This is a genomic window from Dietzia sp. CH92 (genome assembly GCF_032248695.1).
Lineage (GTDB): Bacteria > Actinomycetota > Actinomycetes > Mycobacteriales > Mycobacteriaceae > Dietzia.
Genome location: NZ_JAVHXC010000002.1, coordinates 158,451 through 173,000 on the forward strand (window position 1 = coordinate 158,451; position 14,550 = coordinate 173,000).

At 71.2% G+C, this 14,550-nt stretch carries 12 protein-coding genes; 5 read left to right on the top strand and 7 right to left on the bottom strand.

The window, feature by feature from the left end; all coding sequences use genetic code 11:
* The first annotated feature begins 330 nt into the window (after positions 1-330).
* Positions 331-1,119, top strand: coding sequence for a M23 family metallopeptidase (locus tag RWK90_RS04115; RefSeq protein ID WP_314035025.1), 789 nt, complete (start codon positions 331-333; stop codon positions 1,117-1,119).
* A 4-nt stretch (positions 1,120-1,123) separates the two neighbouring features.
* On the opposite strand, the gene RWK90_RS04120 is transcribed toward RWK90_RS04115, so the two are convergent.
* Positions 1,124-1,711, bottom strand: coding sequence for a TetR/AcrR family transcriptional regulator C-terminal ligand-binding domain-containing protein (locus tag RWK90_RS04120; RefSeq protein ID WP_314035027.1), 588 nt, complete (start codon positions 1,709-1,711; stop codon positions 1,124-1,126).
* Between the two features lie 172 nt (positions 1,712-1,883).
* Here RWK90_RS04120 and RWK90_RS04125 point away from each other — a divergent pair, with 172 nt between their 5' ends.
* Positions 1,884-3,092 (top strand): FAD-dependent oxidoreductase, encoded by a 1,209-nt coding sequence (locus tag RWK90_RS04125; protein WP_314035029.1) that lies wholly within the window; start codon positions 1,884-1,886, stop codon positions 3,090-3,092.
* Between the two features lie 30 nt (positions 3,093-3,122).
* Here RWK90_RS04125 and RWK90_RS04130 read toward each other — a convergent pair whose 3' ends face one another.
* Together RWK90_RS04130 and RWK90_RS04135 are read right to left on the bottom strand one after the other, a co-directional pair.
* Positions 3,123-5,609, bottom strand: coding sequence for a UvrD-helicase domain-containing protein (locus tag RWK90_RS04130; protein ID WP_314035031.1), 2,487 nt, complete (start codon positions 5,607-5,609; stop codon positions 3,123-3,125).
* A 44-nt stretch (positions 5,610-5,653) separates the two neighbouring features.
* Complete coding sequence (locus RWK90_RS04135) at positions 5,654-7,090, bottom strand: sodium:alanine symporter family protein (RefSeq protein WP_314035033.1); 1,437 nt, start codon at positions 7,088-7,090, stop codon at positions 5,654-5,656.
* Positions 7,091-7,137: 47 nt separating this feature from the next.
* Here RWK90_RS04135 and RWK90_RS04140 point away from each other — a divergent pair, with 47 nt between their 5' ends.
* Complete coding sequence (locus RWK90_RS04140) at positions 7,138-7,419, top strand: chorismate mutase (RefSeq protein ID WP_314035035.1); 282 nt, start codon at positions 7,138-7,140, stop codon at positions 7,417-7,419.
* 9 nt (positions 7,420-7,428) lie between these two features.
* Here the strand turns inward: RWK90_RS04140 and RWK90_RS04145 are convergent, their stop codons facing one another.
* Positions 7,429-8,100, bottom strand: a complete 672-nt coding sequence (locus RWK90_RS04145; protein ID WP_314035037.1) for a DUF5701 family protein — start codon at positions 8,098-8,100, stop codon at positions 7,429-7,431.
* A 51-nt stretch (positions 8,101-8,151) separates the two neighbouring features.
* Here RWK90_RS04145 and pgi point away from each other — a divergent pair, with 51 nt between their 5' ends.
* Both pgi and RWK90_RS04155 read left to right on the top strand, forming a co-directional pair.
* Entirely contained in the window at positions 8,152-9,807 is a 1,656-nt protein-coding gene (gene pgi, locus RWK90_RS04150; protein WP_314035039.1) for a glucose-6-phosphate isomerase, read from the top strand.
* Positions 9,808-10,070: 263 nt separating this feature from the next.
* On the top strand, positions 10,071-11,870 hold the full coding sequence (locus tag RWK90_RS04155) for a DUF222 domain-containing protein (protein WP_314035041.1): 1,800 nt from the start codon (positions 10,071-10,073) through the stop codon (positions 11,868-11,870).
* A gap of 42 nt (positions 11,871-11,912) precedes the next feature.
* Here the strand turns inward: RWK90_RS04155 and RWK90_RS04160 are convergent, their stop codons facing one another.
* From RWK90_RS04160 to RWK90_RS04170, 3 genes are read right to left on the bottom strand one after another with little or no spacing between them, the layout of a single operon-like run.
* The gene (locus tag RWK90_RS04160; protein WP_314035043.1) at positions 11,913-12,668 is read right to left on the bottom strand and encodes an SDR family oxidoreductase; all 756 of its coding nucleotides are present in this window, start codon (positions 12,666-12,668) and stop codon (positions 11,913-11,915) included.
* A complete protein-coding gene (locus RWK90_RS04165; RefSeq protein WP_314035045.1) occupies positions 12,665-13,540 on the bottom strand; it encodes a DNA-formamidopyrimidine glycosylase family protein in 876 nt (291 codons plus the stop codon). The genes RWK90_RS04160 and RWK90_RS04165 overlap by 4 nt, the downstream gene beginning before the upstream one ends.
* A gap of 3 nt (positions 13,541-13,543) precedes the next feature.
* The gene (locus tag RWK90_RS04170; protein WP_314035046.1) at positions 13,544-14,491 is read right to left on the bottom strand and encodes a cation diffusion facilitator family transporter; all 948 of its coding nucleotides are present in this window, start codon (positions 14,489-14,491) and stop codon (positions 13,544-13,546) included.
* Positions 14,492-14,550: the final 59 nt, after the last annotated feature.

The window sequence follows — 14,550 nt, forward strand, 5'->3', positions numbered from 1 at the left end:
CGCCCGTCGCACCCCGGGGGTGTGCATGTGCACTGAATCACAGTGTGGACCACCGCGGATTCCCCTGGTGACGCCCCCTTGCCACCTTTCCGCCACTCCGGCCACCGTGACCTCACGAGTCACACCGATGTGATGCCCCCCTCCCCCGCGGGGTGGCGGCAGTCTTGCGGGGCCGTTGCCGGTCCGTTACCTTGGACGACGTTCATCACGAAAAGATCACGGCGCGACGACAGAGGGGAAACGACAACGGTGAGAGAGTCGCAGCACGAAGGACCAGCGACTCCAGTCGTCATCCCGTCCGCCGGAGCGCATCGGGTCGGACGCCACCGTATGCCCGCCCCGCCGACCGCCCTGCGCGGTCGCGCCGCCGTCCTGGCGGTTGCCGCGGGGGCCGCGGTCTCCGCGGCCTCGGCCGGATCCGCCCTCGACGCTACCGGCACGCACTCCGCCGAGGCGGGCGAGATCGCCCTCCTCGCCAACGGCGAGCCCGCCCCCGCCACCACGAGCCCCGCCGCACCCGGCAGCTCCGCGCCCGCGACGCCGTCGGCGCCCGAGCCGGTCGTCGTGCCCGCCTCCGTCGGGGATGACGCCACCGGGGACATCCACTCCGCGATGCTCTCCGCCGGCACCGAGATCAACGCCCAGCGCGAGATCGCGGAGGAGCAGGCCCGCCGGCCGAAGATCTCCCTCCCCGCGTTCGGCTCCTTCACCTCCCCCTACGCCATGCGCTGGGGGACGATGCACAACGGCATCGACATCGCCAACGTCAACGGCACCCCGATCCTCGCGGCGACCGACGGCGTGGTCATCGACGCCGGACCCGCACAGGGCTTCGGCAACTGGATCCGCATCATGTCCGACGACGGCACAATGACGGTCTACGGCCACATGGAGACCCTCGACGTCCAGGTCGGCCAGCGGGTCCACGCAGGCCAGAAGATCGCCGGGATGGGCAATCTCGGCTTCTCCACCGGCACCCACCTGCACTTCGAGGTCCTGGTCAACGGCGGCAAGGACTACGTCGACCCGCTCGTGTGGCTGGCCCAGCACGGTCTCGAACTCGCCGCGGGCAGCCTCTCCTCCTCGCACGACCACGCGCACGGCTCACTGGGCAGCTGACGCCCTACCGCTTGCGCACCCCGCAGAGCAACAGGTCGACCAACGCGTCCACCTCGGCAGCGGTCATCTGCCGCCGCACCGACACCGGGGCATAAAAAATCGGCGCGAGAAGCGCCTCGACGACGGTCCGGGGCTCGACCCCCTCGGCGGCCTCCCCCCGGTCCGCGGCCGCCCGCACCAGCCCGCACCACGACTCCATCGCGGGCTCCCACTGCCTCAACACCAACCGGTTGAACTCCGGGTACTGGCCGCCCGCCATGATCGCGGCGATCGCCACCTCGACCGGATCCGCCGCGAACTCCGCCAGCCGGTGCGCGAGCCCCCGCAGCCCGTCCTCCCACGAACCGTCGACCTCGACCGTCGGCACCCGCCGCACGTGGACCTCGAGCGCCTCGACGAGCAGGTCGTCGCGGGTCGGCCACCACCGGTACACGGTCCGGCGCCCCACCCCCGCCCGCGCCGCCACCTCCACGACCGTGAAATCCGGTTGACCCTCCGCGAGGAACGCGAGCGTCGCCTCCCCGACCGCCACGCGGACCTTCTCACTGCGTCCCCCCGCACGCACCCGCACCCGCCCCGTCGTGTTCTCCACCGGCCACACCTCCGTCGTCCACGTACATCGGCCCCTCCGGCACCGCGCGGGCCTGCCGCCCCACGGGAATGTAAGAGAGTCTACACTTTGCAAACGGCGCAAAGTGAGTTCTTAGAGTTCCCGCCCTGGCACGATCGGCGGGGCGTCCAAGGCACCGATCGAGGAGGGCCCCGTGCAGACCAACCACCACGAGGTCGTCGTTGTCGGCGCCGGCCCGATCGGCTCCGCGACCGCGCGCCATCTCGCCGAACAGGGGGTCGACGTGGCGGTCATCGGCCCGGAGGAGCCTGCCTCGCCGGAGGGCCACGCGGGGACCTGGGCGGGGTACTACGACGAGGGCCGGCTCTGCCACGTTCTCGAGGTCCCGCTCATGACCTCGATGCTCACCATGCGCTCCCTCCGCCGCTTCGACGCCCTCCGGACGAGGACCGGGATCGGCTTCACCACCCCCACCCACTCCGTGACGGTGCTGCCCGAGAACCTCGGCCCCGGCTCGGCGGCCACGTGGTTCGACCGTCGCGTTCTCGCCGCCAACGCACGCGACCTCGGCGTGGTCGTCCACGAACTCGACGAGGAGGGCCTGAGGGCCGCCTATCCCGATCTGCGGGTCGAACCCGGCCACGTCGCGCTCGTGCAGCCGGACGCGTACATCCTCAACCCGCGCGCTCTCGTCCGCGCGCAACTCGCCGCCGCCCGACAGGACGGCGCGCACGTCGTGCGTGACGAGGTCAACACCACCGAGACCCGCGGCGGCCGGGTGCGACTCACCGGGCGCACCGGCGCGACGTGGACAGCGGATCAGGTTGTGCTGGCCACGGGTGCGGCCACCAACATGACCGGCCTCCTCGCGCGCCCCCTCGCCCTGTCCGCCTTCGGGGCCACGGTCGTCCTCGCGGAGGTGGAGGACCCCGGGAGCCTGGACATGCCGACGATGATGATGCTGAAGTATCGCGACGGCGCTCGCCTCTACGGCGGGATCGTCATGGCACCACGTCCGTACCCGGACGGCCGGTGGTACCTCAAACTCGCGGGGACGAGCCTCCTGGACACCCCGCTCGAGACCGCCGAGCAGACGGCGGCGTGGGTGCGTTCCGGCGGGAACCGCGCCGACATCCCCGAGGCCGCGGCCGTCCTGCGCGACCTGCTCCCCCACCACGAGTTCACGACGTTCCGGACCAGGCCCTGTCTCGTCGCGTCGACACCGGGAGACCGTCCCTACATCGACCGCGTCGACGAGCACACCGTCCTCGCGGTCGAGGCGGAGCGGGGAGCGATGTCGGCGGACGAGATCGGCAGGCTCGCCGCGATGCTCGCCCGCGGCCCGTGGACCGACACCATCCCCCACGAGGTGTTCCAGGCGGAGTGGGCCGAACCGGTCTAGCCCGCCGGGGGCGCGGCCGGCCGGCCCGGGTCAGAGCTTCTGCATGGGGACTCCCCCGATGAGCATGAGCCGGACCTTCCCGGAGGCGCCGAAGTCGATGGTCGCCGTGGCCCGCGGTCCGCTGCCGTCACAGGACAGGACCTTGCCCAGTCCGTACTTGTCGTGCGTGACCCTGTCACCCGGGGCCAGCTGCAACGCGGGGGCCGAGCTCTTCGCGCGCGGGATACCGGACGACCGTCCACCCGAGCCTCCGCCGGAACCGAACCCGCCCGAGCTGTACCCGCCGGAGCCGTGGCCGCCGGCACCACCGCCGAAACGGCGCCGCGGCGCGTACGAGTCGTCCTCCCCGAAGCCACCGCCGGCCGGTTCCTCGCGCTGCCACTCGATCGCCTCCGAGGGGATCTCCTCGAGGAACCGCGAGCCCGGATTGGTCATGGGCTGCCCCCACGACGACCGCATCATCGCGCGCGTGAGGTAGAGCCGCCGACGGGCCCGGGTGATCCCCACGTAGGCGAGTCGCCGCTCCTCGGACAACTCCGCCGGATCCCCCAGGGCCCGCATGTGCGGGAAGAGACCGTCCTCCATGCCGATGAGGAACACCACCGGGAACTCGAGCCCCTTCGCGGTGTGCAGGGTCATGAGCGTGACCTGCCCCTGGTCGTCGTCGGGGATCTCGTCCGCATCGGCGACGAGCGAGACCCGCTCGAGGAACGCCGCGAGGGAGCCCGGCTCGGCCAGCCCCTCGTCGAGGTCGGTATCGGTATCCGCGTCGGCCTCCTCGATGAACCCCTGCTCCCGCGCGGAGCGCTGCAGCGCGGCCTCCGAGGAGAACTCCCGGCCCACGCCGACCAGCTCGTTGAGGTTGTCCAGGCGCGCGGCGTCCTGCGGATCGTTGGACGCCTCCAGTTCCGCGCGGTAGCCCGTGCGGTCGAGCACCGCTTCCACGAGCGCGCCCACATCCGGGGCGGAGTCGTGACCCCCCGCGTGGTCGGCACCGTCGAGGCGCCCGCGCAGGTCGTCGAGCATCTCGACGAACCCGGCGATCGCCTTGACCGACCGCGTCGGCAGCAGCGAGACCTTCCCCTCGGCCGCGTCGCGGAGGGCCTGCGCGAACCCGATCCCCCGTTGCTCGGCGTGGACCACCACGCACGCCTCGGCCCGGTCGCCGATGCCGCGACGCGGGGTGTTGAGGATGCGCCGGATCGCCACCGCGTCGTCGGGGTTGTTCAGCACCTTGAGGTAGGCGACCACGTCGCGCACCTCCTTGCGCTCGTAGAACCGGGTCCCGCCGACGACCTTGTAGGGCAGGCCCAGGCGGACGAACACGTCCTCGATCACGCGGGAGGAGTTGTTGGTCCGGTAGAACACCGCGACGTCGGAGTAGGACGCCTCGCCCGAGTCCACCAGGCGGTCGATCTCCCCGGCGATGAACCGCGCCTCGTCGTGCTCGTTGTCCGCGACGTACCCCACGAGCAGTTCGCCGGCGCCCTCGGCGGTCCACAGGTTCTTCTCGCGCCGTCCGGCGTTCCGCGAGATCACCGCGTTGGCGGCCGTCAGGATGGTCTGCGTGGACCGGTAGTTCTGCTCCAACAGGATGGAACGGGCATCCGGGTAGTCGTGCTCGAAGTCCTCGATGTTCCGGATCGTCGCCCCGCGGAACGCGTAGATCGACTGATCCGCGTCACCCACCACGCAGAGTTCGGCCGGGGGGACGCCCACCTCGTCGTCGTCCCCCTCCGCGCCACCCACGAGGGTGCGGACGAGGACGTACTGGGCGTGGTTGGTGTCCTGGTACTCGTCCACCATGACGTGGCGGAACCGCCGCCGGTAGTACGCGGCCACCTCGGGGTGCGCGCGCAGCAGGGCGACGGTCTCACCGATGAGATCGTCGAAGTCGAACGCGTTGGCCGCCTGCAACCGCGCCTGGTACTCCGTGAAGACGGCGGCGACCGTCTGGGCGGTGCGGTCGGAGTCCTCGAGCGCCCGGTCCATCGCCTCGGACGGGTCCCGCAGCTCGTTCTTGTGATTGGAGATGGCCGTGGCGAGCATCCGCGGGGTGAACTTCTTGACCTCGAGCTGCTGTTCCTTGGCGATCATCCCCAGCAGGCGCCGCGAGTCGTCCGAGTCGTAGATCGTGAAGTTCGAGTTGCGCGTCCCCAGCAACGCCGACTGGGCCCGCAGGATGCGCACGCAGATGGAGTGGAACGTGGCCACCCACATCCGCTCGGCGTGCGGGCCGACCAGCGCCGCGACCCGCTCACGCATCTCGGCCGCGGCCTTGTTGGTGAACGTGATGGCCAGGATCTGGCCCGGATGGGCGCCGCCCTCCGCCAACAGGTAGGCGATCCGCCGGGTGAGGACACTGGTCTTGCCCGATCCGGCGCCCGCCACGATCAGCAGCGGGCCGCCGCGGTGGGTGACCGCGGCGGCCTGCTGTGGGTTGAGCCCGTCGAGCAGCGGCGAGTGGGCCGAGCGGGGCGGGTGCTGGCGGGCGGGAGCGGAGGCGGTGTCGGTCATCGTGGGGTCCAATCTACCCACCCGGTCCGACACCGCCCGGTGCCTCAGCGCGCGCGGGCCCCCATGAACTCGTCGACCTGCGCGGCGGTGGCGTCGAGGCCGGGGTCGTTGTCGAGGTAGTGCCGGGTCTCGCGGACGATCAGGCCCGACAGGACCAGCAGACCGATGAGGTTCGGGATGGCCATGAGCCCGTTCATCACGTCGGCGAAGTTCCACACCACCTCGAGCTCGGTGACGGCGCCGATGAACACCACGCACGTGAACACCATGCGGTACGGGATGACGCCGCGCGCGCCCACGAGCCGCTCCATGCACCGCTCGCCGTAGTACGACCAACCGAGGATCGTGGAGAAGGCGAAGAACGCGATCGACACCGCGACCAGCTTGTCGCCCTCCGGCATCGCGGCGGCGAAGGCGTCGGCGGTCATCGTGCCGGCGGAGTCGCCACCCTGCTGCCACACGCCGGAGGTCACCAGCACGAGGCCGGTGAAGGTGACGACGATGATGGTGTCGATGAACGTCTGGGTCATCGACACCAGCCCCTGCCGGGTGGGGTGGGTGGTCCTGGCGGCCGCGGCCGCGATCGCCGCCGAGCCCATGCCGGACTCGTTGGAGAAGATGCCGCGGGCGACACCCATCTGGATGGCGTAGAGGATCGCCGAGCCGGCGAAGCCACCGACCGCCGCGGTGCCGGTGAAGGCGTCGGTGAAGACCAGGGCGAACGCCGACGGGATCTGATCGGCGTTGACGACCAGCACCACGAGGCCGCCGAGGATGTACAGCAGGATCATGAGCGGGACGAATCCGGCGGTGACCCGGCCGATCGACTTGATGCCGCCGAGCAGGACCGCGCCGGTGAGGATGAACATGACGATGCCGGTGGCGACGGGAGAGATGTCGAACGAGTTCTCCAGCTGGGTGGCCACGGCGTTGCCCTGGGTCATGTTGCCGATGCCGAAGCTCGCCAGGACGGCGAACACCGCGAACACGATCGACAGGACCAGGCCGATCCGGCCGCCGGTGCGTCCGAAGACCTCCGCGAACCCGCGGTGCAGGTAGTACTGGGGCCCGCCGGACTGCTCACCGCGGGCGTCGGTGACGCGGTACCGCACGCCGAGGAACGCCTCGGAGTACTTGGACGCCATGCCGACGAGCGCGGTGACCCACATCCAGAACAGCGCGCCCGGTCCGCCGAGCGCGATGGCGGTGGCGACGCCGACGATGTTGCCGACCCCGACCGTGGCCGCGAGGGCCGTGGTGAGCGCCTGGTACTGGGAGATGTCGCCCGCGCCGCCGTCGTCGTGCCGTTTGAGCAGTCCGAGCCGCAGGGCGGGGCCGAGCTTGCGGAACTGCAGCGCCCGGAGACGGATGGTGAGGAACAGGCCGGTGCCGAGCAGCAGCGGGATGAGGACGAACGGTCCCCAGATCACCGATCCGATGTCGGCGAGCATCGTGTTGAAGGCTTCCACGGGCGGAAACATTAGACGGTCTTCCCGCCGCCGAGTGGGGCAGTGGGATAATTCGTTCCATGAGCACCGACCCCGCCGGCACCGACGATCCGTTGTCCGAGGCCGAGATCCAGGAACTGCGACTGGAGATCGACCGTCTGGACGCCGAGATCCTGGACGCCATCCAGCGCCGTAGCGAGATCTCGCGCCGTATCGGTCGCACGCGCATGCAGTCGGGCGGGACCAAGCTCGTGCACACGCGTGAGCTCAAGGTCTACGAGCGTTTCGCCGTTCTCGGCGAGGAGGGGCAGACGCTGGCGGGGATGCTCCTGCGGCTGGGTCGCGGTCGCCTGGGCTACTGAACCTGACTGCTACCCGACCGGTCCGCGCCTGCCCGAGGTCGACGCGAAACCCAGCCAGGTGTGGTGGTTGTTCGCCCAGCACCAGCCGACCTTGGGCGCGCCCTTGTTCCCCGCGCCGTCGCGCCCGGTGCCGCCGCTGATCCACACGGCGGGGGTCCGTGAGTCGAGCCCGCCGGTCGGCTTGGTCCGGCGCGAGCCGATGCACATGAAGCACCTGCCCGGTTCGAGCACCTCGGGCTGCTGGAGGACCCAGCTGACGCCCTCGGAGACGGTGAGCGGTGTCCGGCCCCGGGTGGTCAGCTCGGCGTGGGCCTCGGTCGGCGTCCAGTCGAGCATGTCGTCGCCGCGGGTGACGTCGTCGAGGAGGTAGAGCGGCGCGTCGGGCAGGGTGATGTCGTCGGTGGGGGTGAAGTCGGCGAGGTCGGTCATGTCGACGACGACGAAGCCGGCCTTCCCGTCGCGGCGCATGAGGGTGGTCAGCTGCGCGGCCGACAGGAGTGAGGGGTGGACGGCCAGCACGGCTCCGCCGTCGCCGCGCCCGTCGCCGGATTCGGCGGCCAGCGCGCGGGCGTGGTCCCGCAACCGGTCGGCGCTGATCCCGGCGAGCGACGGCACCCCGAGCGCGACGAGCCGCTCGGCCTGCGCCGGGAGTGATGACGTGGGTGGAGTTGCGCGGGTCACATCCCCTCAACCGTCGGCGGCGCGTTCGTATTCCCGGCTAATCTCGCAGCCATGACCGACATCAGCACGACCGAGCAGTGGGCAGCGGTCGAGGGCCTGGTCCCCTCGATCGGCGAGGTGACGTTGCGCGAGTTGTTCGCCGCGGATCCGGAACGCGGACACAGGATGTCGATCACGGCGGGTGACCTGCACGTGGACCTGTCCAAGCACCTTGTCACCGACGAGATCCTGGCCGCGCTGACGGAGCTCGCCCACGCGGTCAGGCTGCCGGCGCAGCGGGCGGCCATGTTCCGGGGAGACCGCATCAACACGACGGAGGACCGGTCTGTCCTCCACACCGCGCTCAGGCTCCCGGCGGATGCCGAGCTCGTCGTCGACGGCGTGGATGTGGTGACCGACGTCCACGCGGTCCTGGCGCGCATGACCGATCTCGCCGACCGCGTCCGCTCGGGCGAGTGGACCGGGCACACGGGCGAGCGGATCGACACGGTGGTCAACATCGGGATCGGCGGCTCCGACCTGGGCCCGGTCATGGTCGACGCGGCGCTGCGTCCGCTCCAGACGGCCGGGATCCGCGCCCACTACGTCTCCAACGTCGACCCCGCGGACCTCTCGGCGACCCTCGCCGGGATCGACCCGGCCACCACCCTGGTGATCGTCGCCTCCAAGACGTTCACCACGCAGGAGACCATGGCCAACGCCCACGCGGCGCGGCGCCACTTCATCGAGGCCCTGGGGTCCGAGGAGGCGATCGCCTCCCACTTCGTCGCCGTCTCCACGGCCGCGGACGAGGTCGCCGCGTTCGGCATCGCCGCGGACAACATGTTCGGCTTCTGGGACTGGGTCGGCGGCCGCTACTCGGTGTCGTCCGCGATCGGGCTGTCCGTGATGATCACGGCGGGCCCGGCGGCGTTCGTCGAGATGCTCGAGGGTTTCCACACCATGGACCTGCACTTCGCCACTGAAGCGCCCGAGCACAACGCGCCGGTCCTCATGGCCCTGCTGGGGATCTGGTACACGTGCTTCCTCGGCGCGCAGTCCAAGGCGGTCATCCCGTACGCCCAGGATCTGCACCGGTTCCCCGCCTACCTCCAGCAGCTCACCATGGAGTCCCTCGGCAAGTCCGTGCGCCTCGACGGCTCGGACGTCACGTACCCCACCGGGGAGGTCTACTGGGGCGAGCCCGGGACAAACGGGCAGCACGCCTTCTTCCAGCTGCTGCACCAGGGCACCCAGCTCGTGCCGGTGGACTTCATCGGCGTGGCCCGACCCGCCGTCGACCTGGACGCCGACGTCCCCGGCGCCGGCCCCGTCTCCATGCACGACATGCTCATGGCCAACCTCTTCGCGCAGTCGCGGGTCCTGGCGTTCGGCAGGACCGAGGAGGAGGTCCTCGCCGAGGGCGTGGAGCCGGAGCTCGCCCCGCACAAGGTCATGCCCGGCAACCGGCCGTCCACCACCATCCTCGCGCCGTCCCTCTCCCCCGGCGTGGTGGGCCAGCTCATCGCGCTGTACGAGCACGTGGTCTTCACCCAGGCCGCGATCCTCGGCATCAACGCGTTCGACCAGTGGGGCGTCGAACTGGGCAAGGCCCAGGCCGGGGAGCTGCTCGCGGCCCTCACCGCCGAGACGCACCCGGAGCCGGCCTTCGACTCGTCGACGGACTCGCTCGTCGAGATCTACCGCGAGGCCCGCGGGCGGCGCTGACCCTCTGCCGACGGGGCTGCCTCTCGCGCATCCCAGCCCCCCTCGCAGCCCCGGCGCGCCCGCCTCGCAGTCCTCACCGCGCACTGGTCGTCGCATTCCGAATAGTGCGCGCGTAGCCCTACCCGTGGCCTCCCCTGCCTCCTCCAGGGGTCCACTCACGTAGCCCTTGTGGTGGCGAACACACGTGCGTAGAATAGAACACGTATTCGACACGATGTGCGGCCGGGGCCGCGCGGGCGAGGCGCACCGAAGGGGGTGGGGGCATGGCAGGTCAGGCTGGCGAGGCGGCCGGTGGCGCTGCCGACTCCCCCTCCGGTGGCCCCGCCTCCGGTGGTTCCGCTGCAAGTGGCTCCACCTCGGTGTTGGTGGCGTTGCGGGCGGCGGCGCACCAGGGGTGGGCGGCGGAGAATCGTGCCGCCGCCGGGCGTCTGGTGGCGTGCTATCAGCTGCTGCAGGCGTGCCTGGCCGAGTACGGGTACGGCCTGGACGAGGCCCGGCCCGGGTACGCGGTGGTGGACGGGCATGTCGCGGCGGCCGGGTATGTGGTGGCGGAGATGAACATCTCGGCCCGGCGCGCGGAGACGATGCTGACCTTCGCCTGGGACCTACACACCCGCTACCCCGCCATCCTGGAAGCGATGGCCGCCGGGCTGATGGAACAACGCGTCGGTGAGCTTCTGGCGCGGCAGATGGCCACCGTCCACGTCGACGTGCTCGAGAAGGTGCAACGCCAGGTCGTCGATGATTACCTGGCCGGGGTCGCTGCCGGCATCCGGCTCGGTGAGAAGGGCCTGCGCGACAATATCGATGCCATCATCGGCCGCCACGACCCCGACGGCATCCGGCTGCGCAGAGCCGACGCCCGCCGGGCCCGCGGAGTCCGGTTCACCAAAGGCGCCGACGGCATGTCCAATGTCTCGGCCATCCTGGCCCCCGAGGACGCCGCCGAACGGGCCGCGGCCCTGGATCCCCCCGTCGCCGAACCCGAGGCCGCCGCCGCCGCCGCCGCGGCGGCCGGGGGGGCCGCCGGTGCGGACGAGACCGCGGGCGCCGGGCCCGAGGTGACGTACACCAAACCCGAACGCCGCGCCGATGCGTTGATGTCCCTGGTGTGCGGCGACGCACCCGGCCACACCGGATCCCGCGACGCCGCCGACTCCGAGGGCGGCTCCGCCGACGCCGCTGCGGGTGCTGCCGGTGGCCGGGCGCCGGTGTTGCGGCCGAAGGTCACCGTCATCGCCACCGGCCAGACCGGCCGGGATCAGGACGGGGCGCGGGTAGAGTTCACCCGCACCGGCGAGGCCGCCCTGGCCACCCTGCTGGAGATGCTGGCCACCTGCGACGGCGCCAGCTTCGAGCAGGTGGACCCCACGATCGGCGCCGCCGACCAGCCCGGCGCCGAACTGAAGTATCGGCCCGGGGCGGAGTTGGCGCGCCGTGTCCGGCTACGCGATGGCACCTGCCGCCATCCCGGATGCACGGTCCCGGCCGAGGACTGCGACCTGGACCATGTCGTGCCGTTCGATCACGCCGACCCCGCCCGGGGCGGGCTGACCGTGGAGACGAACCTGATGGCCGAATGCCGACGCCACCACCGGTTCAAAACCTTCTCCGACTGGCACTACCGCCTGGAGCCCGACGGCACCCTGGTCATCACCACCCCCGACGGGGCGACCATGATCACCCGCCCCGAAGGACCCCTGGCCCAATACCGACGCGAACAACAGCGCGCCGAGGCCGATGCCTGGGCCCGCCAACAACGCCGCAACCCCCACCCACACACCGACGCGGCCGCGGCCACCGAGCAGGCCACCTACTTCACCCGCCGCGCCCAACGCCTGACCCGCGAACGCACCCAAGCAGCCACCGCGCCCGGATCGCCCACCACCAGCCCGGCCCCGACCCCGGCCGCGCCGCGGGGGTTCAGCCCGGCCGACGACAGCCGCTGGTGGCAACGCAACAAACCCCACCACAGCACCCTCGAACACGCCATCCGCCAAGCCCTGCTCGACCACCTCGACAAGCAACTCGACCAACAACTCCAACCACCACCACCCTTCTGAGGTGGGAGTCCCGGAAGGCTGGGTCGTGCGGGGTCTGTGCGGTCAGACGAAGCGGCGGCTGACCTTCTCGGGCAGCAGGGTCAACAGCGGCCCGATCGCCTTCCACGGCTTCGCGGGGACCAGAGCTCGAACGGGCTCGGCATCAATGGTCTTGACCAGCGCGTCGACGCCCTCATCGAACTCGGTCATCAGCGAGGTCTTCACGGAGCGGTTGATGTCCGTGCGGATGTAACCGGGGAGAATGTCGGTCACCGTGATGCCGCTGCCCGCGCTGTCGAGCTCGGCGTAGAGCCCCTGCGCCAACGAGGAGACGAATGCCTTCGTGGCCCCGTAGGTGTTCTGGGCCTTGGGCATCCCCCGCAGCGAACTCACTGACGAGATGAACACCAGATGCCCGTGGCCGCGGGCTCGTAGCAGGGCCGTGGCCGACTCGGCCTGGTTGAGCGTGCCGATGACGTTGACCATCGCCGTCTCGCGGTTGGCGTGCGCCTTGCCGGTACCGATCGAGGCGCCCTTCCCGAGCCCGGCGTTGAGCACGAAGCGGTCGATTCCCCCGAGTTCGGCGTCGAGCTCGCCGAAGACGCGCTCCACCGCGTCACCGTCGGCGACGTCGAGCTCGCGGACCGCGACCGTGATCGACGGATGGGCGGCGGTGAGCTCCGCGCGCAGCTCCTCGAGTCGATCGAGACGACGCGCGCACAGTGCCAGGTCCCTGCCCTGCGTGGCCCAGCGGCGGGCCATGCCCTCGCCGAGGCCGGAGCTGGCTCCGGTGATCAGGATCGTCTTGCGTTCGGTCACGACTTCTCCTCCGTCTGCGGTGCGCCCAGTGTGGCACGGCGCGGCTGGCAGGAGGGGCAACGATAGGCGATGCGGTCCAGCGAATCCTGCGGGTCGTCGGGGTCCGCTCGTCCGCCCAGACGGAACGTCTCCACCTCGGTCCCGCAGCGGCGACAGGGTTTGCCGTCCCGGCCGTAGACCCACAGTTCGCGGCCGCGCCGGGTGTCTCCGGTAGTCACGCGCACTGCCCGGTCGGCGTTGGCCACCAGCATGCGCCGGGCGAGCGTCACCATCGCGCGCAGGTCGGGCACGGCTTCCACCGGATCGCGTGGGTCCACTCCTCGCACGAAGCACAATTCGGCCCGGTAGACGGTGCCGATGCCGGCGAGGTTCCGTTGGTCGAGTAGCGCCTCGCCGATCGTGCGAGTGGGCCGCTCCCCGATGCGACGCACGATGTCCGCGGTGCTGGAGGACGGATCCCAGTCGTCGCCGAGGAGGTCGGGGCCGAGGTGGGCTATCGCCTCGTCGGCCTCCGCGGGGGACAGTGCGCGGAGGAATCCGAGTTCGGTCCCGACCACCTCGACATCGTCGCCCCGCAGGACGAGTCGGGCGGTGTGTGCGGGGAACCGCCACCGCTCCCCCGCGCGGAGCACGTGGATTCGGCCTTCCATCTTGAGGTGGAGGTGGAGGGTGACGGGGTCACGCCCTCGGTCATCGGGGCCGATCTCGATCAGGAGGTGCTTGCCCCGCGCCCGGGCCGCCTCCACGGTCCGGCCGCGCAGGTCGACCGCGGCGAATCTCGGAACGCGCAGCTCGACGCGGTCGAGGGTCCGCCCGGCGAGCGCAGCGTGGACGCGCGCGGCCGCCCGGTGCACGGTGTCACCCTCGGGCACGGGTCACCACCCCAGTTCGCGGCATCCGCCGACGCCTGCGGTCTCGATCTGCACGGTCACGTGCTCGATCCCGTGGGCGTCGAGCAGGACACGCCGGGCGTCGTCGAGCACCTCGGCGTGGTCGGCATCCGGCTCGACGACCAGGTGGACGGTCCCGACGTCCATCCCGGAGGTGAGGGTCCACAGGTGCAGGTCGTGCACCTCCTTCACGTCGCGGAGTCCGCCGAGTTGCGCCTCGACCTCCGCGGGTTCCACGCCTGCGGGGGCGTGCTGGGCGAGGACGGTCAGCACCTGGCGGCCGAGCGCGATCGCACGCACCACGATGAACACCGCGATGCCCACGGCCACCAGGAGGTCCCAGATCGTCGAGCCGGTGGCCCGCATCATCAGCGCCGCCACGATCACGCCGACCGAGCCGGCGGCGTCGGCGAGGACCTCGAGGTAGGCGCCGCGCACCGCCAGACTCTCGTCGGACCCGTCCCGCAGGAGCACCAGGCAGATCAGGTTCACCACCAGGCCGAGCACGCCCACGAAGAGCATGGTGCCGGTGGCGACCGACGCCTGCGAGCCGAGCCGGCCGAACGCCTCGACCAGCACGTAGACGCCCATCCCGAGCATGATGAGGACGGCCAGGCCGGAGGCGAAGATCTCCACGCGGTAGCGGCCGAAGGTCCGGCGGCCGGTGGAGTCGGGGCGGGTGGCGATGACCGTGGCGAGCAGGGCGGCGCCGAGCGCCACGACGTCCGCCCCCATGTGGCCGGCGTCGGAGAGCAGCGCGAGGGAGCCGGAGACCAGGCCGGCGACCAGTTCGACGACGAAGAACGCCGCCGTCAGGACGAAAGCGATCGCGAGCCGTGCCCGATGCCGTCCTCCGGCATGTCCCGCGGGGCGGGCGTGGGTGTGCCCCGGACCGTGACCGCCGTGCGCCCCGTGGGCGTGACCGACCCCCATCCCGCGCCCCCCTTCACAACATATGCACCAATGCGCATATTCTAACTAATGAACCACCG